Source organism: Pseudomonas sp. TUM25319 (assembly GCF_056388475.1).
Genome location: NZ_CM150751.1, coordinates 361,315 through 386,225, shown reverse-complemented (window position 1 = coordinate 386,225; position 24,911 = coordinate 361,315). Strand labels below are relative to the sequence as shown.

Below are 24,911 nucleotides of genomic sequence, written 5' to 3'. Positions count from 1 at the left end.
CCGAACGCACACAGGGCCTTAAAAGTTTTGTCCATGACGCTTTTCAATCACCTTCATGCCGTTTTCAGCCTTGCCCCCAAGCCCCGCGTGCACGATTCTTGAGGTATCTGGCGTTCCGACACCCACCCCAACAGAGGGCGCGCAATGAAGACCGTGGCACAGCTATTGAAGTTGAAGTCCCAGCACGTTAACGAGGTGTACACCATCAAGCCTCACCAGACGGTACTGGAAGCCTTGATGGTGATGGCCGAGAAGAACGTCGGCGCACTGCCGGTGGTCGAGGACGGCAAGGTGGTGGGGATCGTCAGTGAACGCGACTATGCGCGCAAGATGGTGCTCAAGGGGCGCTCGTCGGTGGGCACGGAAGTGCGCGAGATCATGAGTTCGCCGGTCATCACCGTGGACTCGCACCAGAAAGTCGACACCTGCATGAACATGATGACCAACAGCCACCTGCGGCACCTGCCGGTGGTCGAGGATGGCAAGCTGCTCGGCCTGCTGTCGATCGGCGACCTGGTCAAGGAAGCCATCGCCGAGCAGGCCGATCTGATCCGCCAACTGGAACAGTACATCCGCGGCGAGTGATCGCCCGCCTCAGCGGTATTCGCCCTCCAGCTCGTCGAGCTGGTGGTCGAAGCTGCGCAACCGCGCCGACCAGGTGTACACCAGCACTTCAAGGTCGCGGTTGAGCACTGCGGCACCGCGCCTGGCACTTTGCTGCGAGTCGCACAGGTCCAGCTGATAACGCTCCCGCGCCATCGCCGCAGCCACGCTCGAGAGTTCACGGGCATTGTTCAGCCAGTGGCGGCGGCGGTCGTGGATTTCCTGGTCGAGCTCCTGGCACTGGGCCTTGAGGGCTTCGAGGCTGCGCTCCAGCGGCGTGCCTTCAAGCTCGCCCATGACTTCCTGGAAGGTGCGCCCGGGCTGCCAGTAACTTCCCCAGAAATAGCGGTCGAACACGGTTTCGACCCGGCGCAAGGCCACCTTGGTGTTCCAGATGGCTACCAGCGTTCGCCCCTGCTCCAACTGACGTCGACGCACCTTGAGCAGTTGCCAGCGCAACCACGCCAGTGAGGTCAGAGCGAGGGCCGCGATCAGACCGGCGGCACCGTAGAGGAACTGCCGGGCCTGATCGAGCTGGTGAACTTCCCTGACCCCGTAGAAATAACCGGCGGTCAGCAGGCCCAGGGCGGTCACGGCAGCCCAGAAGCCAACGGCGTAGGGGTCTTTCATTGGCGCTGTCCCCTTGTTGTTTTTTTCTGAGCATAGCAACGCCAATCGGGATCATAGGGTGCCGCTCAGCGTTTATTTCTGAGGGCGACGTTGAGTTGATCGATGGTCATGATCCAGTCCGAGTCGGCGATGTACTCGGCCTTGAGGAAGGCACGCTGGCTCTCGCTCCAGAACGGCGCGTCCACCAGCTTGATTTCGTTCTTGAGCGGGGAATGGCTGGTGAGGAATTGCTGGATGCTGGTGGCGTCCGAGGGCAGGCCAAGCTGCTCGAACAGGGCGGAAAATTCGTGGTGGGAAAGGTCCATGGGTCACTCCTTTGTGTGGGTCGGTCAAGGGATTGATCGCCTCGGGGAGTGAAAGTTTAGGCCAGGGAATGCTCATCGCCTGACACAAAACCTGTGGGAGCGGCTTCAGCCGCGAACGGCGGCAGAGCCGTCGTAAAACCTGAATCCCGGATTGGACTGACGCAACAGGGATTCAGGTTTTGTGGCCGCTGCGCGCCCATTCGCGGCTGAAGCCGCTCCCACAGGTCCAACCGCAGCAACAGGACAAACGGACTACCAGCCGCCGCCCAGGGCCAGGAACAGGCCGATCTGCCCCATCGCCACCTGGGTGTTGGCCGTCGCCAGTTGCGCACGCATGTCGGTGTAGGTGCGCATCGCTTCGAGGTCGGCGAGGAAGGAGGCCCGACCAGCCTGGTAGAAGCGGTGGGTCTGGTCGGCTGCCAGTTTTGCCGAACGCTCGGCCTCTTCCAGGGCATCGCGGCGGTCCAGCAGCGCGCTGTACTGGGCGAGGCTGGTCTGGGTCTCGCGGATGGCGTTGAGCACCACGCCGTCGAAGCTGGCCAGCGCCGCCTGGGTGCTGGCCTCGGCCTCGCGGATCCGGGCGCGCGAGCCGTTGGTCGGTACGGTCCAGGTCAGCAGCGGGCCGAAGCCCCAGCGGTTGGTGGCCGGCTTGCCAAGGTTTTCCAGGATACCGATGGTGCCCACCTGGGCGCCGATGCTGATGTCCGGGTAGAGCTGGCCGGTGGCGACGCCGATGGTGGCGGTGGCCGCCGCCAGTTGCCGTTCGGCACGGCGCACGTCCGGGCGGCGCTTGAGCAGCGCAGCGCCATCGCCCACCGGGATCAGTTGGGCGATGTGCGGCAGTTCGGCGCAATCGGCGGTGCCGGCCGGCAATTGGTCAACAGGCTTGGCCAGCAGCATGGACAGGGTGAACAGCCCGGCCTCCCGTGCCGCCTGATAACGCGGCAGCTCGGCCCGCAGCGACTTGAAGCGGGTTTCCGAACGGGTCACCTGGGTTTCGTCGCCACGCCCGGCATCGCGCAGGCGGCGGGTCAGGCTGACGCTCTGGTCCTGGAGGTCCAGCGATTCGCGGGCGATGTGCAGTTCTTCGTTGGCCGCGCAGACCTGGGTGTAGGCGCGCACCACGTCGGCGACCACGGTGATCCGGGCGGTGTCGGCCGCCGCCTGGGCGGCATCGGCGTTGGCCTGGGCCGCTTCGACACCACGCTTGAGGGTGCCCCACAGGTCGAACTGGTAGGACGCGCTGATGATCGCCTCGCCGATGTTCGCCACCGGCACCTTGTCGGCCAGCAGAAAGGCTTCGCCCGACTCCTGCAGGCGTTGCGCGCCCAGCTTCACGCCGCCATTGAAGCCACCCTGGGCCTGGGCTTCCTCGACCTGGGCGCGGGCCCGGCCGATGTTGGCCGCGGCCACCCGCAGCTCGGTATTGGCCGCCAGCGCCTGGCTGACCAGCGCATCGAGCCGCTTGTCCTGATACAGCCGCCACCAGTCGGCGGGCACCGGTGCCGAGACCACGCTGTCGGCGTCCGCTCGCAGCGGGCCTTGCAAGTCGCCGCGGTTGAAGGCGGCCTTCTCCGGCAGGTGGTAATCCGGCCCGACCATCTGGCAGGCCGACAGCATCAGGCCGATGCCCAGCAGCGACAGCCTTTTCATTGCCGCGCATCCTCGATGATCGACACCGTCGCGGTACGCCCGGCAATCAGGCGGAAGTCCGCCGGCACTTCGTCGAAGGCGATGCGCACCGGAATCCGCTGGGCCAGGCGCACCCAGCTGAACGCCGGGTTGACGTTGGGCAGCAGGTTGGCGCCGCTGCTGCGGTCGCGGTCTTCGATGCCGGCGGCGATGCTCTGGACATGACCGCGCAGCCGGGTGTTGTCGCCCATCACGCGGATGTCCACCGCCTGGCCGATCTGGATGCCGGACAGCTTGGTTTCTTCGAAATAGCCATCGACGTGGTACGACTCGCTGTCCACCACCGCCAGCACCGGGCGACCGGCGCTGACGAACTCGTGGGCCCGCGGCGCGCGGTCGTTGAGGTAGCCGTTGACCGGGCTGCGCACCACCGAGCGGTCGAGGTTGAGCTGGGCCGCGTCCACCGCTACCTGGGCTTCGTCCAGCGCCGACTGGGCACGGGCCTGGCGAGACTGGCTTTCTTCCAGTTGCTCGGCCGCCACCAGGTTGCCCAGGCCCTTGTTGCGCTTCGCTTCGCGCTGCGCCTGGGCCAGGGTTTCCTTGCGTTCGGCGAGGGTCGCCTGGGCCTGGCGCAGGGCCAGGCGGAAGCGGTCCTGGTCGATGGTGAACAACACGTCGCCGCGCTTGATCGGCTGGTTGTCGCGCACCTCGACCTGCTGGATCAGGCCGGAGACGTCCGGCGCCACCTGGATCACGTCGGCGCGGATATGCCCGTCGCGGGTCCAGGGAGCGAACATGTAGTACAGGACCATCTGCCAGACCAGCACGGTCGCCAGGGTCACCACCAGCAGGGTCAGGACCACGCGGCCCAGGGTCAACAAAGGTTTTTTCATGGCAGCATCAGGTTTCGGCAAAAGTGGTCCACCGTGCCGAGCAGCACGGCGTAGAGCGCAACGTTGAACAACGCCCGGTGCCAGACCAGGCGGTAGAAATGCACGCGGTTGAGCACCGCGTGGATAACGAGGAACAGTCCGTAGCTGGCCAGCATCATCACCAGCAGCGTGGGCAGGAACACCCCGCTGATATCCAGTTCACCGATCACAGGGGCGCTCCATCGAGGCCGTAAGGCAGTTGCGGTTGACGGTCGGTGGGCTCGAGCACTACTTCGACACCGGGCAGCAGCGCCAGGCGCAGGCCGCTGAGGGCGTGAAGCAGATGCCGACGGGCATCACCGTGGCCGTCCATGGCCTCGAGATTGAGGGCGCGACGCGCCAGTTCCATGCTGCCCAGCAACGCTGGAGGCGCGTGAAAGCGCTCGCGGGCGTCGAGGCAGGCCTGGAAGTGCGCGCCGACCTCGGCGATCACTGTTTCCAGCGCCGCCCGTGGTTGCGCTGCAGCCCGTGGCAGGTAGGCCAGCAGGTCGAGCAGGTTCAGGCCCACACGCAGGTCACGCAGGGCGCTGCCGCTGTCCTGCCCGGTCTGGCTCAGGCGCGGCAGGTGCTGCATCAGGCGATCGAGCATCTGTACGCCAAGGCGCCGGTGCTCGGCGAGGGTCGCCGGCTGGGTCATGCCGACGATGTCCTGCCAACTGAAACGGGTCAGGCGCTTGGCCGCCAGTTCGACGCCGAACGGGCGCATCACCAGGGTCCAGATAAAGGCGAACAGCAACCCCACGGGGCCGGCGATGTTGGCGTTGACGAAGGCCAGGAAGTCCGCGTCGTAGGCGCCCTGGATGCTGATGAACGAGGCCGTGTTGACGATGGTCAGCAACGTGCCGAGGTAGAAACGCGGCTGCACGGTCAGCGTGCCGACGCAGATGAACGGCACGGCGAAGGCCAGCACCAGCATCGGGAAGTCGTGCAGGTTGGGCAGCACCAGGAACAGGTAGAGGCTGGCGAACACCACCGACAGCGTGGTCCAGAAAAAGAACCGGTAGATCTGCGGCGCCGGGTCGTCCATGGCGGCGAAGAAGCTGCACGCGACCGCAGCGAGGATCACCGCACTGGCGCCGTCGGCCCAGCCCGTGAGGATCCACAGGGACGTGGCGGCGAGGATCGCGGTGAAGGTGGAGAACACCGAGTAGAGCATCAGGCCGCGGTCGAGGAACGGCGTCAGCCGGCTCAGGCGCCAGTGCCGGTACACGGCGCGCCAGGGCGACAGGTCTTCACTGGCGATGGCCTGCTTCAGGCTGCACAGGTCTTGCCACAGGTCGATCCATTCGCCGAGCCGGTACAGGGCGTTGGACAGCAGCAGGCCGGGGCGCTCGTCCATCTCGGCCACGCTGGGTTGCAGCCGGTCGAGTTGCTCGCGCAGCGCCTTCCAGCGTTCGACCGAGGCGTCTTTGGTGCTGCTCTGCAGCCAGTCGCGGGCGTCTTGCAGCAGGCCGTGGATCTGTTGCGCCTGCTGAGGCGCGCGGGCTTCAAGGGCGAGCAAGGCGTCGTCGAGGGCGTCGATCACCGGCAGCAGGTGGATCATCCGCCCACGCAGTTCGCGAGCGTTCTTCACCGTCTGCGGGCGGGCGCCTTCGTGGGAGAGCTGGCCGATCATCATTTCCAGCGAGTTGAAGGTGGTGACCATCGACCCGCGCAGGCCGGCCACGGCCTCGGCAGCGGTGATGCGCGAGAGAAAAGTGTCGCTGTAGCGGGTCGCCTCGGCGAACCAGTTGCCGGTGGCACCAACGAACACCGGGGTCAGCCGGCGCGGCCAGAACACGGCGCCGACCACCGCCGCGCAGACGATACCGAGGCAGATTTCCTGGGCCCGGGACGACGCGATGTCGAACACCGCCAGCGGGTTGTCCACCACCGGCAGGGCGATCATCGGCAGGGTGTAGCCGGCCAGCATCAGGGTGTAGCTGTTGGCCGTGCGCAGGTGCAGCGAGAGGTACAGCAGCGTGGCGGTCCACAGGGCGATGGCAATGGTCAGCAGCACCGGCGCCTGCACCAGCAGCGGCACCAGGAATACCGCGCCGGCAGCGCCGATCAGCGTACCGACGGCACGGTACAGCGCCTTGGAACTGGTGGGCCCGACGAACGGGCTGGAAACGATGTACACCGTCGCCATTGCCCAGTAGGGCCGTGGCAGTTGCAGCAGCAGCGCGATGTACAGGGCGATCATCGAGGCGGCGAAGGTGCGCACGCCGTAGAACCAGTCCCGCGCCGGCGGCATGGAGCTGAAGAAGTGCTTCACAGGGGCAGGCCCGGCGAGCGCTGGGCGGCGTCTTCGAACGCCTTGACCACCCGCAGGGCGGCTTCGAGGTCGGCGGCGGGAATGTCCTTGAGCACATCGCGGCGCAGGCGCACCAGTTCGTTTTCGATGGCTTCAGCCAGTTCGCGGCCGCTGTCGGTCAGGCTCAGCGCCTTGGCCCGACGGTCACCCGGGTCTTCGCTGCGGCAGACGAAACCGGCGCCGCACAACTGGTCCAGCAGACGTACCAGCGACGGGCTTTCCACCCCCACCGCCTGGGCAACCGCCACCTGATGCACGCCGTCACCCAGGCGCAGGATCATCAGCAAGGGCACCGCACAGGCTTCGGAAATGCCGAAGCGCGCCAGGGTGGTCTGGCAGATGCGCCGCCAGTTGCGGCTGGCTGCCACCATGCCGCTGCTGGTGTTCATTTGCAGTGCGTCGAGAGTCATGGGAGCGGTAGTGACCATATTCATAGTTTGCTAACTATCAATACTCTGCGATCACGCCCCTGAGCGTCAATAGCCTTTCGGCGTGGGCTCGATGAAAGCTGCGCCCTGCCCTCCTCAGATCCGTAACTGGTCTTCCAGTTTCAGGGTCAGCGCCAGCGGGCTGCCCAGGTTGATCGCCTGGTCCCGCCAGAACAGGTAGCGAAGCTGGTTGTCGGTGGCATTGAAATGCAGCGCCAGTTCTTCCGCCGCCTGGGTCACCCCGGCCACCGCCGCCAGCTCCAGCCAGTACACGCCGGCACGGGCGTCCGGGGCGACCTGCTGGCCGTGCAGCAGGCGATAACCGGTTTCGAAACGACAGCGCGCATCGCCACGCTGGGCCCCCCGCAGGAACCATTCATAGGCCTGCTGCAGATCCACCCACCAGAGGTTGCTGTCGCTGTCGCAGACCTCTTCTTCATACAGATCGCCCAGGGCGGCCGCAGCCTCGGCCAGGCCCGCCTCGAACGCATGCCGGTAGTAGTCGGCTGCGCTGGCATAGGAAATCTCCACGCCCTTGCCGAAGTAGAACTGCTGCCCGAGGTTGAACCAGGCCACCGCGCTGCCCTGCAACGCGGCCATGCGCAGCAGGTGCCCGGCGAGCACCGGGTCGGCGCGCCAGTAGCGGCCGTTGAGCCAGATCCAGCCCAGGTCGTTGAGCGCCGCGGCGCTGCCGTCCAGCGCTTGCTGGCGCAGGTCGCCGTAGACCGTCTGCAGGTCTGGCGCTTCGTCGAGCAGGCTGACCAGGCTGAAGCTCTCTCCCAACGCGGCCCGCTGCGCCGGCATGCCGACGCCGGTGTAGATCCGCCGTGCATGAGTACGACCGGGCGCAGGCACGACACGCTCGGGCAGCAGGCGTCCGAGCAGAGAATAGATATTGCTGGCAGCAGACATGTTCATCCTCATTGAGCCGCCCTTCCTGTTTTTTTCCGTGCGGGCGATGAGGCGTGATTCTGCTGAGTGTCACGACAAAACCTGTCGCGAACACGCTGGTCGGGCCAATTCAACGATTCGTCCCTGAGTGGATGAATTAGTGGCAAAATGCCATAACCTGTGACGCACCACAGGCTATCGCCGCAAGCCTAGACAAGGACTCACCGTTTTGCCCTCCGCCACCACCCGCGCCACCCTCAGCCGTCAATGGGAATTGCTGCGTCAACTCCCCAGCCGCTCGCCCGGCATCACCAGCGCGGAGCTGGTAATGCGCCTCAAGGACGCGGGCTTCAGCATCAGCAAGCGCAGCATCGAGCGCGACCTCAACGAGCTGTCGCTGATCTTCCCGCTGGAGCGCAACGACCGCAGCATTCCCTACGGTTGGTATTGGGCCGCGAATGCCTGCGTGGAGTTGCGTGGCCTGAGCGTCAGCGAGGCACTCAGCCTGGCGCTGGTGGAAGAAGCCGTGCGTCCGCTGCTGCCAGGCAGCATGCTCAAGGGCCTGGACGCCCGCTTCAGTCATGCCCGGCAGAAGCTCGAGCACCTGTCGGCGGAGAACAAGGCGGCGCGCTGGCTGGACAAGGTCGCCAGCGTGCGCCCGGACATGAACATGCAGGCCCCGGAAGTGCCCGACAGCATTCTGGAAACGGTGCAGAAAGCCTTGCTGGAGGAGTACCAGTTGCAGTGCCAGTACTACTCGGCACACAACGACCGCAACGTCGAGCTGACGCTCAACCCGCTGGCCTTGATCCAGCGCGGCCAGGTCGCCTACCTAATCGCCACGGCCACGCCGTTCACCGACATCCGCCAGTTCGCCGTGCATCGCTTCCGCCAGGTCAGCGTGCTCGACAGCCCGGCCCAGGGCCTGGACGAATTCGACCTGCAGCACTACCTGAGCAGCGATGCCCTGCAGTTCGGCAGCGCCGAGAAAATCGAGCTGCGCGCCAGGATCAGCGACAACCTCGCGCGCCTGGTGCGCGAGACGCCGCTGTCAGCCGACATGACCCTCACCCGCCAGGACGACGGCCACCGTCTGGCGGCGACCGTCAGCAACAGCTGGAGCCTGCGCTGGTGGCTGCTGAGCCAGGGCGACGAGCTGATCGTCGAAGCGCCGCCGGCATTGCGTCAATTGATCGCCAAGACCCTGAGCAACGCGGCGGCGCAGTACCAGGACGAGTGACTCAGCGCTGCATGCCCCAGCGCCGCACGGTCACCCGCTCCAGCGCATTGAACACCAGGCTCTCCACCAGCAGGCCGATGAGGATGACCACGGCCAGGCCGGCGAAGACCTTGTCGGTGTACAGCTCGTTGCGGTTCTGGAAGATGTACCAGCCCAGACCGCCCTTGCCGCTGGTGGCGCCGAACACCAGCTCGGCGGCGATCAACGTACGCCAGGCAAAGGCCCAGCCGATCTTCAGCCCCGAGAGGATCGACGGCAGCGCCGCCGGCACCAGGATGTGCAGCACCAGGCGCAGCCCGCGCAGGCCGTAGTTGCGCCCGGCCATGCGCAGGGTCTCGTTGACGCCAAGAAAGCCCGCATAGGTGTTCAGTGCCAACGCCCAGAGCACCGAGTGCACCAGCACGAAGATCAGGCTGTTCTCGCCCAGGCCAAACCACAGCAGCGCCAGCGGCAGCAGAGCGATGGCCGGCAACGGGTTGAACATTGAAGTCAGGGTATCGAGCAGATCACGGCCGATGCGGGTCGACACCGCCAGGCTGGTCAGACCGAAGGCCAGCAGAATGCCGAGCACGTAGCCCTTGAGCAGCACCACCAGCGACACGCCGACCTTCTCCAGCAGTTCGCCGCTGATCAGGCCCTCGTACAGCGCCTGGGCGGTTTGCAGGAAGGTCGGCAACAACAGGTCGTTGTTCTGGTAGCGGGCTACCGCCTCCCAGAGCACCGCCAGCACGATCAGGATCACGCTCTTGCGCAGCCAGCCGTGTTGCCACAGGCGCTGGATCAGTGGCAGTTCGCGCTCCAGGGCAACGCCGTCCCAGGGTTGCAGGGCAATCTCGTATTCCTGACGCGGGGTGGATGAAGTCGTCATGAAAAGGCTCCCGGTCAGTAGGCGATGCGGATGTCGTTGAAGCCCAGGTCGACCTCATCGGCCGGCCCCTGACCGTCTTCGAACAGCAGGTTGTGGATACGCCGGGCGCTGGCCTGGAAGTCGGCGCCACCCAGGCTGTGCAGGTCGTACTGGTGGCTGTGGACCTCGGCCCGCACGCGCCCCGGATGCGGCGACAGCAACAGGATGCGGTTGCCCACCACCAGCGCCTCCTCGATGGAGTGGGTGACGAACAACAGCGTGAAGCGCACTTCTTCCCACAGTTGCAGCAGCTCTTCCTGCATCTTGCGCCGGGTCAGGGCGTCGAGGGCGGCGAAGGGTTCGTCCATCAGCAGGATCTTCGGCTGCATCGCCAGTGCCCGGGCGATCGACACCCGCGCCTTCATGCCGCCGGAAAGCGTGTGAGGATAGGCGTCGGCAAAGGCCGCCAGGCCGACCTTCTGCAGATACTCCAGGGCCCGCTGCTCGGCTTCGGCGCGCTTGAGGGTGCCGGACACCAGCAGCGGGAACATCACGTTCTGCTTCACGGTTTTCCAGGGCGGCAACTGGTCGAACTCCTGGAACACCACGATGCGGTCGGGGCCCGGGCCGTGCACCGCCTGGCCTTGCAGGCGGATGGTGCCTTCGCTCGGCGGGATGAAACCGCCGACGGCCTTGAGCAAGGTCGACTTGCCGCAGCCGGACGGTCCGAGCAGGACGAACCGGTCGCCCTTGTCCACTTCGAAACTGACCTGGTGGGTGGCCCGCACCACGCGCTGCGCGGTGCGGTATTCCAGGCTGAGGTTGTCCACCTGCAACAGCGGTGGGGTGTCTACGCGGCTCAGCTTGCTGGCCGTGTGGCCTTGCAATCGGGCGGTCATGAACTCAGCTCCCCTGCAACGGTTTTTCGTCCTGGAAGAAGTAGTCCTTCCACGATTCCGGCTTGTGCTTGATGGCGCCGACCCGGTACAGGAAATCCGCCAGCTTGTAGGTGTTCTTCGGGGTGACCGTGAACTCGTATTTCGGGTTGTCGATGATCTTCAGCAGCTCGTCGCGGCTGATCTTGGCCTTGGTCACGCGGATGTAGGTGTCGGCGGCAGCCGCCTTGTCGTTCTGGGCGAAGTCCGCCGCTTCGGCCAGGGCCTCGACGAAGGCTTTGTAGGTCTTGGGATTGTCCTTGCGGAATTTCTCGGTGGTGAACAGCACGGTCGGCGAGTTGGGACCGAGCAGTTCGTAGGTGTCGAGCACCACATGCACGTCCTTGTTGCCCAGCGCCTGCTCCTGGAACGGCGGGTTGGAGAAGTGCCCGTTCAGCTCGGTGCCGCCGGCCAGCAGGGCCGCGGTGGCGTCCGGGTGCGGTACGGCCAGGGTGTATTTGTCGAGGCGGTTGTAGTCCTTGTCGCCCCACTGCTGGGCGGCGGCGTACTGCAGGAAGCGCGACTGCACCGAGACGCCCACCGCTGGCAGGGCGATGCGGTCTTTCTCGGTGATGTCGGCGATGCTCTTCACGTTCGGGTTGCTGCTGAGCAGGTAGTACGGGAAGTTGCCCAGCGAGGCCACGGCCTTGACGTTCTGGCGGCCGTAGGTGCGGTCCCAGATGGTCAGCAGCGGGCCGACGCCGGCACCGACGATGTCCACCGAGCCCGACAGCAGCGCGTCGTTGGTAGCGGCGCCACCGGAAAGTTGGGTCCAGTCGACTTTGATGTCGATGCCCTGCTCCTTGCCGTGCTTCTCGATCAGGCCCTGGTCACGGACCACGTTGAGCAGCAGGTAAACGATGCCGAACTGTTCGGCGATACGGATTTCGCCTTCGGCCTGGGCCGCGGCGGGCGCCACGAGGCTACCGGCGATCAGGCTCGCGCCCAGGCCGATGCTGGCCGCGAGGCGGCTGAATGATTTACGCATGATGAAGTCCTCGACGGATCAGAACGGGGCGTCGCCCTGGATGGTGGTGCGGTACAGCTTGCGACGCAGGTGCGCCGGGCAGCCGGTGGCCAGGTGGATCAATGAGCGGTTGTCCCAGAACACCAGGTCGTGGGGCTGCCATTGATGGCGGTAGATGTTCTGCTCCAGCACGCTGTGGGCGTACAGCTCGGCGAGGATCTGCCGGCTCTCGTCCTCGGGCAGGCCGACGATGCGGGTGGTGAAGCCCTCGCTGACGAACAGCGCCTTGCGGCCGTTTTCCGGGTGGGTGCGAACCACCGGGTGAATGACTTCCTGAACCTGGGCCAGTTGCTCGGCGGTCAGGGTCGGACGCCAGTTGCCTTCGAATTTGGTTTCGCTGTAGCGGGCGGTGTAGGAGTGCGCCGCACTGCGGCCTTCGACCGCCTTGCGCAGGTGCTGCGGCAGGCCGTCCCAGGCCTTGTGCATGTCGGCGAACAGGGTGTCGCCGCCTTCACTGGGCAACTCCTGGGCGTGCAGCATCGAACCCAGGCTCGGCAGCTCCTTGTACGACAGGTCCGAGTGCCAGAACTTGCCGGCATCGCCCAGGCCGATGTTCTGGCCGTTTTCGACGATGTTGGAGACGATGAGGATTTCCGGGTGGTTGGCCAGCAGGAACTGCTTGAGCACATGGATCTGCAGCACGCCGAAACGGCGGCTGAAGGCGATCTGTTGTTCGGGGGTTATGCGCTGGTCGCGAAAGACCAGGACATGGTGGTCGAGGTGTGCCCGGTGGATCTTGGCGAAGTCTTCGCCGTTGACCGCAAGGGACAGGTCCAGGCCGATGATCTCGGCGCCGACTGCGCCGTTGAAAGGCCGGATTTCGAAGGCTTGCTGCTGTGCGCTGTCGTTGGACGACAAGGCGTTAGAGGCCGCTGACATGATTCACTCCCACGCAGAGCGCGCCCAATAGGTGCGCGCATCGATCAAGAAACTCACGGGTTTGCCGTGTTCGTTCGTGTTCGTGCGGCGCGCCGATTGGTCGGCGGGTACGCAGGGGACCGACTATAAAGGCATAAGAAAAATTATTTAAATACCTTTAAGAAATATGAATATGAGGTTTTTGTGGTGCTCTTCAGGGCCTCATCGCCGGCAACGCCGGCTCCCACAGGTATCGCGTACATCACCGAGCCTTGTGGGAGCTGGCATTGCCAGCGATGAGGCCTTCATGGCCAATCATCCACTCAGCCCATGCCCGGTAGCCTGCAATCCCGCCAACAACAACCGCTGGTACAACTCCTCCTTCAACCCCTCCGGATTCTCCAGCCCCATCCGCGCCAACTGCGCCGGCCATTCCTGCGCCGGTGGTGCATCCAGCGCCGCCTTGCCCAGTTCCAGCACCTCGCTCAGCTTGAACTTGCTCTTGAGCCAGTTCAGCGCCCGCAGCAGGTCACGTTCTTCGGCGGTGAAGTCACAGCCCAGCGGGTACTCGGGGAACAGCCGCCCATGCCGCTGGCGCAATAGTTCCAGACGCTGCGGCGTGTTGTTGCAGAAACGCTGGTCCAGTTCGAAATCCTCGGCCAGCTTGCCGGCCTTCTGCGCCTGGGCCTGCAAATGCGGCTGGAAACGCGAGTCGCTGATGGCCAACAGGCGGGCGATCACCTCGGCGTCGGTCTGGCCACGCAGGTCGGCGATGCCGTATTCGGTGATCACCACGTCGCGCAGGTGCCGGGGGATGGTGCAATGGCCGTAGTCCCAGACGATATTGGAACTCACCTCCCCGCCCGCCTCGCGCCAGGAGCGCAGCAGCAGGATCGAACGAGCGCCCTCCAGCGCATGCCCCTGGACCACAAAGTTGTACTGCCCGCCGACACCACTGAGCACCCGACCGTCCTCGAGCTGGTCAGCCACGCCAGCGCCCATCAGGGTCATGGTGAACACGGTATTGATGAAGCGTGCATCACGGCGCTGCAAGCGCTTGAGGGGCTCCTGGCCGTACAGCTCGTTGATGTAGCTGATGGCGGTCATGTCGATCCGTGCCCGGCTTTCCAGCGGCAACTCGCGCAGCCGCTGATAGAACGCCTGCGGGCCGAGGAAGAAACCGCCGTGCACCAGCACGCCGTCGTCGCTATCCGCCGCTCCGGCGTTGGCCGCCTGCTGCCGCACCGCATCGGCGTACACAGGGCGCCGGATGATCCCCGCTTCCAGCAGCGCCAGCAGGCCGTTGACGAACATCTCGCTGCAGCCATAGAGGCCGTGCTCGAATGGCAATACACCGCCTTCGCGCTCGATCAGGCCATGCCACGGCGACAGGTCCAGATCGCCCAGCAGCGCCTGGTAGCCCTCGCCATCCGCCTGCCGCGCCAGCAATGCCGCCGCCAGCGCATCCCCCATGGCGCCGATGCCGATCTGCAGCGTGCCGCCATCGCGCACCAGGGTGCTGGCATGCATGCCGATGAAATGGTCCTGGGTACTGACCGGCATGTTCGGCGTGGAAAACAGCCGTGTGCGGTCCGGCGTATCGATCAGCAGATCGAAGGCCTCGCGGGGCAGCTCGGAGCGACCCGGCATGTACGGGAGTTCGGCATGCACCTGGCCCAGCAGCAGGATGGTTTCGCCGGCAGCGCGCCGGCGCTCGATCATCGGCAGCAGGTCGAGGGTGATATCGGGGTTGCAGCTCAGGCTGAGGTGGTCAGGACGGGCATCATCCCCGGCGACGATCTGCGCAATCAGGTTCAGGCCCTTGGCGTTGATGTCGCGGGCGGCATGGCTGTAGTTGCTGCTGACGTAGTCCTGCTGTGCCTGCGGGCTGTGCAGCAGGCTGCCGGGCTGCATGAAGAACTGTTCGACGCGGATGTTCGGCGGCAGCCGGCTGGCGCGCAGGTCGGCCAGGTAATCCAGTTCCGGGTAATCGGCGAACACGCGCTCGACGAAGGGCTCGAGAAAACGCCGCTGCAGACCATCACCCAGGTCGGGACGGCCCAGGGACAGTGCGGTATAGATCGTCAATTGCCGCTGCGGCAGTTCCCGCACCCGCGCATACAGCGCGTTGACGAACAGGTTGGGCTTGCCCAGGCCGAGCGGCAGGCCCATGTGAATATGCGCCGGCAGCCGCGCCAGCACCTGCTCCACTGCGTCTTCGATCGAGTAGCTGTGCACTGTGCCTTTTCTCCTCAAGGGGGTCCGTGGGTACAGCTTGGACCGGGCGACCGAATGAATTACTGCACAGTAGCCAGAAACGACGAAGCCCGCACAAGGCGGGCTTCGTGGCGGGATTCGCGAGGCTTACAGGCCGGACATCTTCTTGATGGCGCCCTTGAGGTCGTCATCCGAGCAGTCGGCGCAGGTGCCTTTTGGCGGCATGGCGTTGATACCGGTGATGGCCTTGGCGAGGATGCCGTCCAGACCACCCTGGTGGTCGGCGCGCTCTTTCCACGCGGCGGTATCGCCGATTTTCGGCGCACCCAGCAGACCGGAGCCATGGCAGGCATTGCAGTGCTTGGCGATGATTTCATCCGGGGTCTTGGCAGCGCCCCCGCCTGCGGTGGCAGCAACTTCCATGCCCTTGCATTCCTGGCCCTGGACACAGACCTGGCCGACCGGCTCCAGCCGCTTGGCAATCTCGTCGTTGGTCGCAGCATGAACACTGACAGCCCAAAGGGCCACTACGGCAGCTGGTACGGCCAGCATTTTCTTGATTGGATTCACACGTACACCCTCATGGTGGCTAGTCACGCCCGCGGCCACGGTATTCGCAGGCGGCGCAAGTATAGCGGGAACCCTGCCGCGCCGAAACAACCCTATGAACTAAAGGGGTTTAGCCGCGACAATCAGCCGCGCCACCCTGGTGACGAACCGGACCTCAGAAGTTCGCCGGAGTGGCCGCGCTGATAAGCCGTGCCGGCTCGTCGTAGGGGTTACGGAAGCGGTGCGGCTTGGTGCTCTCGAAATAGTAGCTGTCGCCCGCCTCGAGGATGAAAGTTTCCAGGCCCACCACCAGCTCCAGCTTGCCTTCAAGCAGGATGCCGGTCTCCTCACCATCGTGGGTGAGCATTTCTTCGCCGGTGTCGGCGCCCGGCGGGTAGATCTCGTTGAGGAAGGCAATGGCCCGGCTCGGGTGCGCCTTGCCGACCAGCTTCATGGTCACGGCGCCGTCCGAAATGTCGATCAGTTCGTGAGCCTTGTAGACGATCTGCGTGGGGTTCTCTGTCAGCAGGTCTTCGGAAAAGAACTCCATCATCGACATCGGAATGCCGCCCAGCACCTTGCGCAGCGAGCTGATGGACGGGCTCACGCTGTTTTTCTCGATCATCGAGATGGTGCTGTTGGTCACGCCCGCGCGCTTGGCGAGTTCCCGCTGAGACAGGCCCTTGAGCTTGCGAATGGCTTGTAGTCGTTCACCGACGTCCAATGCTGGAGCCCTCCTGAAGAACGAATGGGGTCGAAATGTGCGCCATCATCGCAACAGCGTTCAGTATTTACAACACTCCGACCCGCAGCTCGTCAGGGATGGCGCCTCACTCTCCGGTATAGATCAAAGGCACCCGGCGCAGGTTGCAAAAGATTTGATACGGGATGGTCTCGGCCTTCGCCGCCACTTCGCTGGCCAGCACCCGCTTGCCCCACAGCTCCACCGGGCTGCCCAGGCCGGCTTGCGGCACATCGGTCAGGTCGATGCACAGCATGTCCATGGAAACCCGGCCGATCAGCTGGCTGCGCTGGCCGGCGACCACCACCGGCGTACCTGTGGGCGCGTGACGCGGATAGCCGTCGGCATAGCCCATGGCAACCACGCCGACCCGCGTCGGACGCTGGCTGATGAAACGCGCGCCATAGCCAACCGGCTCGCCGGCGGGCAGCTCACGCACACTGATGACGCGGGATTTGAGGGTCATTACCGGCTGTAGCCGATCGGCCTCGGCGTTCGGGGTTTCGAACGGGGTGGCGCCATACAGCATGATGCCCGGACGTACCCAGTCACTGGGAATCTGCGGCCAGCCGAGCACCGCGGGCGAGTTGCGCAGGCTGACTTCAGCGTCGAGGCCCTGGCGCGCGGCCTGGAACACCGCCACCTGCTCGTTGCTGGCCTCGCTGTCCAGCTCGTCGGCGCGGGCGAAGTGGCTCATCAGCACGATCTTCGACACCTTGCCGCTGGCGTGCAGGCGACGGTAGGCGTCCTGGTAGTCCTTCGGATGCAGGCCGACGCGGTGCATGCCCGAGTCAAGCTTGAGCCAGACCTGAATGGGCCTGGCCAGCGCAGCCTTCTCGATCGCCTCCAGTTGCCACAGCGAATGCACCACGCACCAGAATTCGTGCTGGACGATCAGCGGCAACTCATCGGCTTCGAAAAAGCCTTCGAGCAACAGCACCGGTGCCTTGATGCCCGCCTCGCGCAACGCCAGCGCTTCTTCGATGCAGGCCACGGCAAAGCCGTCGGCCTCGGCTTCCAGCGCCTGGGCGCAGCGCACCGCGCCATGACCATAGGCATCGGCCTTGATCACCGCCAGGGCACGGGCCCCGGAGAGTTGACGGGCAATCTGGTAGTTGTGGCGCAGGGCCTGGAGATCGATCAGGGCACGGGCGGGACGCATGACGGCAGCCTTCTGGCAGTCTGGTAGGAAAAAAAGGCCCGGTGCCGGAACGACACCGGGTGAAGACGAGAGAGCAACGCTTACGGCAGTGCAGCGACCACCGAGATTTCAACCAGGATTTCCGGCTCGCACAGCTTGGCCTGAACCGTGGCGCGAGCCGGCGCGACGCCTTTTGGCAGCCAGGTGTCCCACACCGAATTCATGCCCTGGAAGTCGGCATCGATGTCCTTCAGGTAAATGGTCGCCGACAGCAGACGAGTCTTGTCGGTGCCGGCCAGATCCAGCAAACGCTCGATGTTGCCAAGGGTTTCGCGGGTCTGCTGTTCGACGCCGGCATTCATGTTGTCACCCACCTGGCCCGCCAGATACACGGTGCCGTTGTGGGTGACGATCTGACTCATGCGTTCATTGGTGAGCTGGCGCTGGATTGCCATGCTTGGCGATCTCCTGATTGTGTCCATAACGGGAAATGTCGAGGCCCTCGGCGCTGATCTGCGGCTTTTTCCGTGCCATCAGATCGGCCAGCAGGCGACCGGAGCCGCACGCCATGGTCCAGCCGAGGGTGCCATGTCCAGTATTGAGGAACAGATTGCGGAACGGCGTTGCACCGACGATCGGTGTGCCGTCCGGCGTGGTCGGGCGCAGGCCGGTCCAGAACTCGGCCTCGCGCAGATTGCCGCCCAGAGGATAGAGATCGTTGACGATCATCTCCAGCGTTTCGCGCCGACGCGGATTCAGCGACAGGTCAAAACCGGCGATTTCAGCCATGCCGCCGACGCGAATGCGGTTGTCGAACCGGGTGATCGCGACCTTGTAGGTCTCGTCGAGAATGGTCGAGGTCGGGGCCATGTCCGGGTTGGTGATCGGCACGGTCAGCGAGTAGCCCTTGAGCGGGTACACCGGGGCCTTGATGCCCAGCGGCTTGAGCAGTTGCGGCGAGTAGCTGCCCAGGGCCAGCACGTAGCGGTCGGCGGTTTCCAGCTTGCCGTCGATCCACACGCCGTTGATGCGGTCGCCAGCAAAGTCCAGGCGCTGGATGTTCTGGCCGAAGCGGAACTCGACACCCAGCTTGACCGCCATCTCGGCCAGGCGAGTGGTGAACAACTGGCAGTCGCCGGTCTGGTCGTTGGGCAGGCGCAGGGCGCCGGCGAGGATATCGGAAACGTTGGCCAGGGCCGGCTCGACCCGGGCGATGCCGTCACGGTCCAGCAACTCGTAGGGCACGCCGGCTTGCTCAAGGACGGCGATGTCCTTGGCGGCGTTATCGACCTGGGCCTCGGTCCGGAACAACTGGGTGGTGCCGAGGGTGCGGCCTTCGTAGGTGATGCCGGTTTCGGCGCGCAGTTCGTCGAGGCAGTCGCGGCTGTACTCGGACAGACGGACCATGCGCTCCTTGTTCACGGCATAACGGTTGGCGGTGCAGTTGCGCAGCATCTGTGCCATCCACAGGTACTGGTCGACGTCACCGGTGGCCTTGATCGCCAGTGGCGCGTGGCGCTGCAGCAGCCACTTGATGGCCTTGAGCGGCACGCCCGGCGCGGCCCAGGGCGAGGCATAACCTGGCGAAACCTGGCCGGCGTTGGCGAAGCTGGTTTCCATGGCTACCGCTGGCTGACGGTCGACCACCACGACTTCGAAACCCTGCCGTGCCAGGTAATACGCACTGGCGGTTCCGATCACACCGCTACCCAGTACCAGAACGCGCATGTTGTTATCCCTCGAAGCGGCGCACCGCAGACATTTGTTGTGAATGGCATGAATGCGCGCAGTGTAAAAAACTCGAGGCAGTGCATTTCACTATATAAAAACCTATATTTGGCGAGAATTCTCGGCAAAGTCGGCTTTTACGGAGGGGCATCCACTATGAGAACCCAGCATCAAAGCAAGCGTGAACTGGACAAGATCGACCGCAATATCCTGCGCATCCTGCAGACCGACGGGCGGATTTCCTTCACCGAGCTGGGCGAAAAGGTCGGGCTTTCGACCACCCCGTGCACCGAGCGCGTCCGCCGCCTGGAGCGCGAAGGCATCATCATGGGCTACAACGCCCGGCTCAATCCGCAGCACCTCAAGGGCAGCCTGCTGGTGTTCGTCGAGATCAGCCTGGACTACAAGTCCGGCGATACCTTCGAGGAATTCCGCCGCGCCGTGCTCAAGCTGCCCCACGTACTGGAATGCCACCTGGTGTCGGGGGATTTCGACTACCTGGTGAAGGCGCGCATCTCCGAAATGGCTTCGTACCGCAAGCTGCTCGGCGACATCCTGCTGAAGCTGCCGCACGTGCGCGAGTCGAAGAGCTACATCGTGATGGAAGAAGTGAAAGAGAGCCTGAACCTGCCGATTCCGGACTGACCCCGCTTACACCAGCACCTGCCGGGTGGTCGCGATGAACTGGTGCACCAGTTGCTCCGCGCCCGGATCGATCATCTCGTCCGGCCCCCGCCCCCGCGGGCACGGCAGCCGCGGCGTGGTGCCGAACAGGCGGCAGATCAGCGGGCGTTCTTCATAGACCGTGCACCCCTGCGGGCCGAGATGCACGCAATTGAGTTCGTCCAGCGCCGCCTGCTGCTCGGCGGCGCTCTTGCGCGGCAGGCGGGCCATTTCTTCGCTGGAGGTGGTCACAGGGCCACAGCAGTCGTGGCAGCCGGGCACGCAGTCGAAGGACGGGATCTGCTCGCGCAGGAAGCGGATTTTGTGGCTGTTGCAGGACATGGGTGGACGCTGGCGAAAATGCAGGAAGGGTATTTTGCCCGACGGTTGCCTGCACCCGAAAGTGCGGCCTATGCTGCCGCGACCTCACGACACCAGCCTCAGGATGACGTCCATGGACGCCCGCGTTCAGCAACCCGCCTCCCATACCGCCTCCTACTACGCTGCCAGTAGCGCCCCCCAACCGGACTACCCACTGCTGACCGGCGAACAGCGTTGCGACGTCTGCGTGATCGGCGGCGGCTACTCGGGCCTGAATACCGCCATCGAGCTGGCCGATCGCGGCTTCAGCGTCATCCTGCTGGAAGCCCGCAAGATTGGCTGGGGCGCCAGCGGACGCAACGGCGGTCAGCTGATTCGCGGCGTGGGTCACGGGCTGGACCAGTTCCGCCAGGTCATCGGTGAAGACGGCGTACGGCAAATGAAGCTGATGGGGCTGGAGGCGGTAGAGATTGTCCGTCAGCGGGTCGAGCGCCATGACATTCCCTGCGACCTGACCTGGGGCTACTGCGACCTGGCCAACAAACCCGCCGAGTTCGACGACTTCGCCGAAGAGGCCCAGGCCCTGCGCGAGCTGGGTTACCGCCACGAATTGCGCCTGGTTCAACCCGACCAGATGCACACCGTCATCGGCTCCGATCGCTATGCTGGCGGCCTGATCGACATGGGCTCCGGCCATCTGCATCCGCTGAACCTGGCGCTTGGCGAGGCGGCGGTGGCGACGCAACTGGGCGTACGGATCTTCGAGCAGTCGGCGGTCACCCGCATCGACTATGGCACGCAAGTCACCGTGCACACCGGCCAGGGCCAGGTCCGTGCCAGCACCCTGGTACTGTGCTGCAACGCCTACCTCAACGACCTGAACCGCGAACTGGGCGGCAAGGTCCTCCCTGCCGGCAGCTACATCATCGCCACCGAACCACTGGGCGAAGACCGTGCCCGGCAACTGTTGCCGCAGAACATGGCGGTTTGCGATCAGCGGGTAACCGTCGATTACTTCCGCCTTTCCGCCGACCGCCGCCTGCTGTTCGGCGGCGCGTGCCACTACTCGGGGCGTGACCCGAAAGATATCGCCGCCTACATGCGGCCGAAGATGCTCAAGGTATTCCCGCAACTGGCAGACGTGCGCATCGACTTCCAGTGGGGCGGAATGATCGGCATCGGTGCCAACCGCCTGCCGCAGATCGGGCGGCTGCGCGAGCAGCCCAATGTGTATTACGCCCAGGCCTACGCCGGCCATGGGCTGAATGCCACGCACCTGGCCGGGCGGCTGTTGGGCGAAGCGATCAGCGGGCAGGCAAGCGGGCGTTTCGATCTGTTTGCCCGGGTGCCGCACATTACATTCCCTGGCGGGAAATACTTGCGCTCGCCCATGTTGGCGTTGGGGATGATGTGGCATCGCCTGAAAGAGTTGATCTGACAGACGCGCCCCTTGTGTCGCCCTCAAGCCGCTCGCCAGAACGGCTTGAGCCCCTCCTCCAGCGCCTGCGCGCGCGTCAGGCCGATGTCCCGCAACTGCTCCGGCGTCAGTTCCAGCAAGGCGTGACGGGTTTTCCAGCGATGCAGCATCAAGCCGAACCGCCCAAGACCCGCGGGCGCCCTGACCAGTGACCGGCACAGCGCCTGCCTTTCCAGCTCGGCGCCATACACGCTCAGTCGCACATCACTCAAACCGTTCATCGCAGCACTCCTCGTCGGGTGGGAAACCGTAAGGAAATGATGCGTCCGTCCGGAAAAACCTTACAGATTCAAGCGACAAGTATTATTTCCATACAGACAGAGAAATTTCCGCACTGAATGATGTATTTTTCCCACATCTGTACCGGTTAATTCCTGCGGCCTTGCCGGGAGTACGCCCATGACGCTCTACATCAACCTCGCCGAACTCCTGGGCGCCCGCATCGAGCAGGGCCTGTATCTGCCGGGCGACCGCCTGCCCTCGGTGCGCGCCCTGAGCCTGGAACACGGCGTCAGCCTGAGCACCGTGCAACAGGCGTATCGCCTGCTGGAAGACAACGGCCTGGTGGCGCCACGGCCCAAGTCCGGGTACTTCGTGCTGCAGCACCGCAACCTTCCGGCCCTGCCAGCAGTGGGCCGGCCGGCGCAGCGCCCTGTGGATATCTCCCAGTGGGAACATGTGGTGGAACTGGTGCGCAGCGTGCCGCGCAACGACGTGGTGCAACTGGGCCGCGGCATGCCGGATGTCGACAGCCCGACGCTGAAACCACTGCTGCGCAGCCTCGCCCAACTCAGCCGTCGCCAGGACATGCCCGGCCTGTACTACGACACCATCAGCGGCAACCAGAGCCTGCGCGAGCAGGTCGCCCGGCTGATGCTCGACTCCGGCTGCACGGTGAGCGCCGAGGACCTGGTGATCACCACCGGCTGTCATGAAGCACTTTCGGCCAGCATCCGCGCCGTGTGCGAGCCCGGCGACATCGTCGCGGTGGACTCGCCAAGCTTCCACGGCGCCATGCAGACCCTCAAGGGCCTGGGCATGAAGGCCATGGAGATTCCCACCGACCCGCTCACCGGCATCAGCCTCGAAGCCCTGGAACTGGCCCTGGAGCAATGGCCGATCAAGCTGATCCAGGTCACCCCGAGCTGCAACAACCCGCTGGGCTACATCATGCCCGAGGCCCGCAAGCGCGCCTTGCTCAACCTGGCCCAGCGCTTCGACGTGGCGATCCTCGAAGACGATGTGTATGGCGACCTGGCCTACACCTACCCACGCCCCCGGACGATCAAGTCCTTCGACGATGACGGGCGGGTATTGCTGTGCAGTTCCTTCTCCAAGACCCTCGCCCCCGGCCTGCGCATCGGCTGGGTGGCGCCGGGGCGGTATCTGGAGCGGGTGTTGCACATGAAGTACATCAGCACCGGCAGCACCGCGCCGCAGCCACAACTGGCGATCGCCGACTTCATCGAGGCCGGCCACTACCAGCCGCACCTGCGGCGGATGCGCAGCCAGTACCAGCGCGGCCGCGACCTGATGATCGACTGGGTCACCCGCTATTTCCCCGAAGGCACCCGCGTGAGCCGGCCTCAGGGCAGCTTCCTGCTGTGGGTCGAGTTGCCGGAACACTTCGACACCCAGCGCCTGAACCGCGCCCTGCTCGAACAAGGCGTGCAGATCGCCATGGGCAGCATCTTTTCCGCCTCCGGCAAGTACCGCAACTGCCTGCGCATGAACTACGCGGCGCGGCCTACGGCGGTCATCGAGGCAGCGGTGCGCAAGGTTGGCGAAACCGCCATTCGTCTACTGGCCGAGGAGGCAAGCGGCGGGTAACGTTTCGCCGCTTCGCGCGGTCTACAGTTCAGATGCCCCGCGACTACGGAATCCTCATTTGACCAGTCATCGGCTCCTGCCCTTCCTGCTCACCCTGCTGCTGACCCTCGGCGGTTGCGCCACCGTCAGCGGCCCCCGCGATGTCAGCCAGGCGTTGCCGGCCAGCGACTCGGCGTTCGGCCGTTCGGTGCAGCGCCAGGCGGCGGCCTATGAAGGGCGCTCGGGCTTTCGCCTGCTGCCCAACAGCAACGAAGCGTTTCGCGCCCGTGCCGAGCTGATCCGCAATGCGCAAAGCAGCATTGATCTGCAGTACTACATCGTCAACGACGGCCTCAGCACCCGCGCCCTGGTGCACGAGCTGCTGGCGGCGGCCGACCGAGGCGTGCGCGTGCGCGTCCTGCTCGACGACACCACCAGCGATGGACAGGACACGCTGATTGGCGTGCTCGCCGCCCATCCCAACATTCAGATCCGCGTCTTCAATCCCCTGCAACTGGGCCGTGCCACCGGCGTCACCCGCGCCATGGGCCGGCTGTTCCACCTCTCGCGCCAGCACCGGCGGATGCACAACAAGCTATGGCTGGTGGACAACAGCATGGCCATCGTCGGCGGTCGCAACCTGGGCGATGCCTATTTCGACGCCGAGCCCAACCTCAACTTCACCGACATCGACCTGCTGGGTGTCGGGCCGGTGGCCGAACAGTTGGGGCACAGCTTCGACCAGTACTGGAACAGCGCCCTGAGCAAACCCATCGGCGACTTCCTCTACAGCCAGCCGACCGCCGACGACCTGCGCGCCAGCCGGCAGCAACTGGAAACGTACCTGGCCGAGGCGCGCCACCAGCGCAAGGCGCTGTACGACCGTTTGATGGCCTACCAGACCCAGCCACGCCTGGACGTGTGGCGCAACGAACTGATCTGGGCCCACAGCCAGGCATTGTGGGACGCGCCGAGCAAAGTGCTGGCCGACGACGAGCCCGATCCACACCTGCTGATGACCCGGCAACTGGCGCCGGAACTGAACGGCGTGCGCAAGGAGCTGATCCTGATTTCCGCCTACTTCGTGCCCCGAGAAGAAGGCCTGCTGTACCTCACCAGCCGCGCCGACGCAGGCGTGCAGGTGGACCTGCTGACCAATGCGCTGGAGGCCACCGATGTGCCGGTGGTCCACGGCGGCTATGCGCCCTATCGGCGGGCGTTGCTGGAGCATGGCGTGAAGCTCTTCGAACTGCGCCGCCAGCCCGGCGATCCGGGCCAGCCGCGCTATGGCTTCAGCGGCGCGTCGGACTCGAGCCTGCACAGCAAGGCCATCGTCTTCGACCGCCAGAAAACCTTCATCGGCTCATTCAATTTCGACCCGCGTTCGGTGCTGTGGAACACCGAGGTCGGCGTGCTGGTGGACAGCCCGGAACTGGCCCAGTACACCCGCGACCTGGCGATCCAGGGCATGGCGCCGGCGGTGGCGTACCAGGTGGAACTGCAGGACGGCAAGCTGGTGTGGGTTACCGAGGACAATGGCCAGCGCCATGTGCTGACCACCGAGCCGGGCGGGTTGTGGCGACGCTTCAATGCGTGGATCGCCAAGGCTGTTGGGTTGGAGAAGATGCTTTAGGTGGCGG

The 24,911-nt window shown here is 64.9% G+C and carries 26 protein-coding genes; 6 read left to right on the top strand and 20 right to left on the bottom strand.

Translation table 11 applies throughout. From position 1 onward, the window contains the following. Positions 1 to 144 precede the first annotated feature (144 nt). A complete protein-coding gene (locus tag AC05QJ_RS01800; protein ID WP_476745296.1) occupies positions 145 to 585 on the top strand; it encodes a CBS domain-containing protein in 441 nt (146 codons plus the stop codon). Positions 586 to 594: 9 nt separating this feature from the next. Here the strand turns inward: AC05QJ_RS01800 and AC05QJ_RS01795 are convergent, their stop codons facing one another. The 8 genes from AC05QJ_RS01795 to AC05QJ_RS01760 form a co-directional block, all read right to left on the bottom strand. Further along, a complete protein-coding gene (locus AC05QJ_RS01795) occupies positions 595 to 1,233 on the bottom strand; it encodes an NADH:ubiquinone oxidoreductase subunit N (RefSeq protein ID WP_476745295.1) in 639 nt (212 codons plus the stop codon). A 65-nt stretch (positions 1,234 to 1,298) separates the two neighbouring features. Further along, positions 1,299 to 1,538 (bottom strand): DUF2789 domain-containing protein, encoded by a 240-nt coding sequence (locus tag AC05QJ_RS01790; RefSeq protein ID WP_458979663.1) that lies wholly within the window; start codon positions 1,536 to 1,538, stop codon positions 1,299 to 1,301. Positions 1,539 to 1,790: 252 nt separating this feature from the next. Next, entirely contained in the window at positions 1,791 to 3,191 is a 1,401-nt protein-coding gene (locus AC05QJ_RS01785; protein WP_476745294.1) for an efflux transporter outer membrane subunit, read from the bottom strand. Beyond that, positions 3,188 to 4,063, bottom strand: coding sequence for an efflux RND transporter periplasmic adaptor subunit (locus AC05QJ_RS01780; protein ID WP_476745293.1), 876 nt, complete (start codon positions 4,061 to 4,063; stop codon positions 3,188 to 3,190). Before AC05QJ_RS01780 ends, AC05QJ_RS01785 begins: the two co-directional genes overlap by 4 nt. Then, positions 4,060 to 4,272 carry a DUF1656 domain-containing protein gene (locus AC05QJ_RS01775; RefSeq protein WP_476745292.1) on the bottom strand — a complete coding sequence of 71 codons (213 nt, stop codon included), beginning with the start codon at positions 4,270 to 4,272 and terminating at the stop codon, positions 4,060 to 4,062. The genes AC05QJ_RS01780 and AC05QJ_RS01775 overlap by 4 nt, the downstream gene beginning before the upstream one ends. After that, positions 4,269 to 6,359 (bottom strand): FUSC family protein, encoded by a 2,091-nt coding sequence (locus tag AC05QJ_RS01770; protein WP_476745291.1) that lies wholly within the window; start codon positions 6,357 to 6,359, stop codon positions 4,269 to 4,271. The genes AC05QJ_RS01775 and AC05QJ_RS01770 overlap by 4 nt, the downstream gene beginning before the upstream one ends. After that, positions 6,356 to 6,808: a MarR family winged helix-turn-helix transcriptional regulator gene (locus AC05QJ_RS01765; RefSeq protein ID WP_476745290.1), complete on the bottom strand. Its 453-nt coding sequence runs from the start codon at positions 6,806 to 6,808 to the stop codon at positions 6,356 to 6,358. The genes AC05QJ_RS01770 and AC05QJ_RS01765 overlap by 4 nt, the downstream gene beginning before the upstream one ends. Positions 6,809 to 6,922: 114 nt before the next feature. Continuing rightward, positions 6,923 to 7,738, bottom strand: coding sequence for a tetratricopeptide repeat protein (locus tag AC05QJ_RS01760; protein ID WP_476745289.1), 816 nt, complete (start codon positions 7,736 to 7,738; stop codon positions 6,923 to 6,925). A 208-nt stretch (positions 7,739 to 7,946) separates the two neighbouring features. Between AC05QJ_RS01760 and AC05QJ_RS01755 the strand changes: the two genes are divergently transcribed. Then, a complete protein-coding gene (locus AC05QJ_RS01755; RefSeq protein ID WP_476745288.1) occupies positions 7,947 to 8,957 on the top strand; it encodes a helix-turn-helix transcriptional regulator in 1,011 nt (336 codons plus the stop codon). Position 8,958: 1 nt separating this feature from the next. Here AC05QJ_RS01755 and AC05QJ_RS01750 read toward each other — a convergent pair whose 3' ends face one another. From AC05QJ_RS01750 to dadA, 10 genes are all read right to left on the bottom strand, one after another. Continuing rightward, positions 8,959 to 9,825 carry an ABC transporter permease gene (locus tag AC05QJ_RS01750; protein ID WP_476745287.1) on the bottom strand — a complete coding sequence of 289 codons (867 nt, stop codon included), beginning with the start codon at positions 9,823 to 9,825 and terminating at the stop codon, positions 8,959 to 8,961. 14 nt (positions 9,826 to 9,839) lie between these two features. Beyond that, on the bottom strand, positions 9,840 to 10,703 hold the full coding sequence (locus AC05QJ_RS01745) for an ABC transporter ATP-binding protein (protein ID WP_476745286.1): 864 nt from the start codon (positions 10,701 to 10,703) through the stop codon (positions 9,840 to 9,842). Positions 10,704 to 10,707: 4 nt separating this feature from the next. Continuing rightward, entirely contained in the window at positions 10,708 to 11,727 is a 1,020-nt protein-coding gene (locus AC05QJ_RS01740; protein ID WP_476745285.1) for an ABC transporter substrate-binding protein, read from the bottom strand. A gap of 18 nt (positions 11,728 to 11,745) precedes the next feature. Next, complete coding sequence (locus tag AC05QJ_RS01735; protein WP_476745284.1) at positions 11,746 to 12,645, bottom strand: TauD/TfdA dioxygenase family protein; 900 nt, start codon at positions 12,643 to 12,645, stop codon at positions 11,746 to 11,748. Positions 12,646 to 12,939: 294 nt separating this feature from the next. Beyond that, positions 12,940 to 14,862 (bottom strand): acetyl-CoA hydrolase/transferase C-terminal domain-containing protein, encoded by a 1,923-nt coding sequence (locus AC05QJ_RS01730; RefSeq protein ID WP_476745283.1) that lies wholly within the window; start codon positions 14,860 to 14,862, stop codon positions 12,940 to 12,942. A gap of 126 nt (positions 14,863 to 14,988) precedes the next feature. Then, positions 14,989 to 15,411, bottom strand: a complete 423-nt coding sequence (locus AC05QJ_RS01725; protein WP_476745282.1) for a c-type cytochrome — start codon at positions 15,409 to 15,411, stop codon at positions 14,989 to 14,991. 154 nt (positions 15,412 to 15,565) lie between these two features. Beyond that, positions 15,566 to 16,114: a cupin domain-containing protein gene (locus AC05QJ_RS01720; RefSeq protein ID WP_476745281.1), complete on the bottom strand. Its 549-nt coding sequence runs from the start codon at positions 16,112 to 16,114 to the stop codon at positions 15,566 to 15,568. Positions 16,115 to 16,220: 106 nt separating this feature from the next. After that, complete coding sequence (gene alr / locus AC05QJ_RS01715; protein WP_476745280.1) at positions 16,221 to 17,294, bottom strand: alanine racemase; 1,074 nt, start codon at positions 17,292 to 17,294, stop codon at positions 16,221 to 16,223. A gap of 80 nt (positions 17,295 to 17,374) precedes the next feature. Continuing rightward, complete coding sequence (locus AC05QJ_RS01710) at positions 17,375 to 17,728, bottom strand: RidA family protein (RefSeq protein ID WP_476745279.1); 354 nt, start codon at positions 17,726 to 17,728, stop codon at positions 17,375 to 17,377. Further along, positions 17,700 to 19,001 (bottom strand): D-amino acid dehydrogenase, encoded by a 1,302-nt coding sequence (gene dadA, locus AC05QJ_RS01705; protein WP_476745278.1) that lies wholly within the window; start codon positions 18,999 to 19,001, stop codon positions 17,700 to 17,702. The genes AC05QJ_RS01710 and dadA overlap by 29 nt, the downstream gene beginning before the upstream one ends. 156 nt (positions 19,002 to 19,157) lie before the next feature. On the opposite strand from dadA, the gene dadR reads away from it, so the two are divergent. Further along, entirely contained in the window at positions 19,158 to 19,646 is a 489-nt protein-coding gene (gene dadR / locus AC05QJ_RS01700) for a transcriptional regulator DadR (RefSeq protein ID WP_042121505.1), read from the top strand. A gap of 6 nt (positions 19,647 to 19,652) precedes the next feature. On the opposite strand, the gene AC05QJ_RS01695 is transcribed toward dadR, so the two are convergent. Then, on the bottom strand, positions 19,653 to 20,006 hold the full coding sequence (locus tag AC05QJ_RS01695) for a YkgJ family cysteine cluster protein (RefSeq protein WP_476745277.1): 354 nt from the start codon (positions 20,004 to 20,006) through the stop codon (positions 19,653 to 19,655). A 112-nt stretch (positions 20,007 to 20,118) separates the two neighbouring features. On the opposite strand from AC05QJ_RS01695, the gene AC05QJ_RS01690 reads away from it, so the two are divergent. Further along, a complete protein-coding gene (locus AC05QJ_RS01690) occupies positions 20,119 to 21,423 on the top strand; it encodes an NAD(P)/FAD-dependent oxidoreductase (RefSeq protein ID WP_476745276.1) in 1,305 nt (434 codons plus the stop codon). A gap of 23 nt (positions 21,424 to 21,446) precedes the next feature. On the opposite strand, the gene AC05QJ_RS01685 is transcribed toward AC05QJ_RS01690, so the two are convergent. Then, positions 21,447 to 21,683, bottom strand: a complete 237-nt coding sequence (locus tag AC05QJ_RS01685) for a DUF1127 domain-containing protein (RefSeq protein ID WP_476745275.1) — start codon at positions 21,681 to 21,683, stop codon at positions 21,447 to 21,449. Positions 21,684 to 21,861: 178 nt separating this feature from the next. Between AC05QJ_RS01685 and AC05QJ_RS01680 the strand changes: the two genes are divergently transcribed. Together AC05QJ_RS01680 and AC05QJ_RS01675 are read left to right on the top strand one after the other, a co-directional pair. Continuing rightward, the gene (locus AC05QJ_RS01680; protein WP_476745274.1) at positions 21,862 to 23,292 is read left to right on the top strand and encodes an aminotransferase-like domain-containing protein; all 1,431 of its coding nucleotides are present in this window, start codon (positions 21,862 to 21,864) and stop codon (positions 23,290 to 23,292) included. A gap of 58 nt (positions 23,293 to 23,350) precedes the next feature. Further along, a complete protein-coding gene (locus tag AC05QJ_RS01675) occupies positions 23,351 to 24,904 on the top strand; it encodes a phospholipase D family protein (protein WP_476745273.1) in 1,554 nt (517 codons plus the stop codon). Positions 24,905 to 24,911: the final 7 nt, after the last annotated feature.

Bases quoted from the DNA above. Each gene is read 5' to 3' on its own strand.
- AC05QJ_RS01740 (WP_476745285.1), bottom strand. From the start codon at position 11,727: ATGCGTAAATCATTCAGCCGCCTCGCGGCCAGCATCGGCCTGGGCGCG.
- AC05QJ_RS01780 (WP_476745293.1), bottom strand. From the start codon at position 4,063: ATGAAAAAACCTTTGTTGACCCTGGGCCGCGTGGTCCTGACCCTGCTG.
- AC05QJ_RS01765 (WP_476745290.1), bottom strand. From the start codon at position 6,808: ATGACTCTCGACGCACTGCAAATGAACACCAGCAGCGGCATGGTGGCA.
- AC05QJ_RS01795 (WP_476745295.1), bottom strand. From the start codon at position 1,233: ATGAAAGACCCCTACGCCGTTGGCTTCTGGGCTGCCGTGACCGCCCTG.
- AC05QJ_RS01750 (WP_476745287.1), bottom strand. From the start codon at position 9,825: ATGACGACTTCATCCACCCCGCGTCAGGAATACGAGATTGCCCTGCAA.
- AC05QJ_RS01690 (WP_476745276.1), top strand. From the start codon at position 20,119: ATGGACGCCCGCGTTCAGCAACCCGCCTCCCATACCGCCTCCTACTAC.
- dadR (WP_042121505.1), top strand. From the start codon at position 19,158: ATGAGAACCCAGCATCAAAGCAAGCGTGAACTGGACAAGATCGACCGC.
- AC05QJ_RS01680 (WP_476745274.1), top strand. From the start codon at position 21,862: ATGACGCTCTACATCAACCTCGCCGAACTCCTGGGCGCCCGCATCGAG.
- AC05QJ_RS01745 (WP_476745286.1), bottom strand. From the start codon at position 10,703: ATGACCGCCCGATTGCAAGGCCACACGGCCAGCAAGCTGAGCCGCGTA.
- AC05QJ_RS01790 (WP_458979663.1), bottom strand. From the start codon at position 1,538: ATGGACCTTTCCCACCACGAATTTTCCGCCCTGTTCGAGCAGCTTGGC.
- AC05QJ_RS01695 (WP_476745277.1), bottom strand. From the start codon at position 20,006: ATGTCCTGCAACAGCCACAAAATCCGCTTCCTGCGCGAGCAGATCCCG.
- AC05QJ_RS01710 (WP_476745279.1), bottom strand. From the start codon at position 17,728: ATGGCAATCCAGCGCCAGCTCACCAATGAACGCATGAGTCAGATCGTC.
- AC05QJ_RS01800 (WP_476745296.1), top strand. From the start codon at position 145: ATGAAGACCGTGGCACAGCTATTGAAGTTGAAGTCCCAGCACGTTAAC.
- AC05QJ_RS01785 (WP_476745294.1), bottom strand. From the start codon at position 3,191: ATGAAAAGGCTGTCGCTGCTGGGCATCGGCCTGATGCTGTCGGCCTGC.
- alr (WP_476745280.1), bottom strand. From the start codon at position 17,294: ATGCGTCCCGCCCGTGCCCTGATCGATCTCCAGGCCCTGCGCCACAAC.
- AC05QJ_RS01735 (WP_476745284.1), bottom strand. From the start codon at position 12,645: ATGTCAGCGGCCTCTAACGCCTTGTCGTCCAACGACAGCGCACAGCAG.
- AC05QJ_RS01685 (WP_476745275.1), bottom strand. From the start codon at position 21,683: ATGAACGGTTTGAGTGATGTGCGACTGAGCGTGTATGGCGCCGAGCTG.
- AC05QJ_RS01760 (WP_476745289.1), bottom strand. From the start codon at position 7,738: ATGTCTGCTGCCAGCAATATCTATTCTCTGCTCGGACGCCTGCTGCCC.
- dadA (WP_476745278.1), bottom strand. From the start codon at position 19,001: ATGCGCGTTCTGGTACTGGGTAGCGGTGTGATCGGAACCGCCAGTGCG.